The organism is Cobetia sp. SIMBA_158, from assembly GCF_046566945.1.
Lineage (GTDB): Bacteria > Pseudomonadota > Gammaproteobacteria > Pseudomonadales > Halomonadaceae > Cobetia > Cobetia amphilecti.
The window spans coordinates 1-325 of record NZ_JAWJYL010000158.1; the positions used below are offsets into that span (position 1 = coordinate 1).

Here is a 325-nt window from a genome sequence, read left to right on the forward strand (position 1 = left end):
TAAAAAGAGTAACCTTAGATGATAATAAGTTTACTCTTTTTCCTGAAGTGATTTTCAACTTTTTTAACCTAAGGGGGTTAAGTTTATGTAACAATAGTATTGAATTAATCCCTTCCGGTATCGCATGTCTGAAAAAACTCACCTTACTGGATATAAGCTTTAATCGCTTATCAGCATTACCAACTGAAATTTTTGAACTAAAAAGGTTAGTTATTTTAGCGGCTAATAATAATAGTATAAATGCTATACCTGAGGCGATTGGATATTCTGATGAGTTAGAGTTTTTAAATTTTTCAAGTAATAGGATTAAAAAGGTACCTGATAG

General features: G+C 30.2%; 1 protein-coding gene. It reads left to right on the forward strand.

Features of this window, described 5'->3' with window-relative positions:
* On the forward strand, positions 1-325 hold a 325-nt coding region (locus R2R70_RS19420; protein WP_410978811.1), incomplete at both ends, for a leucine-rich repeat domain-containing protein.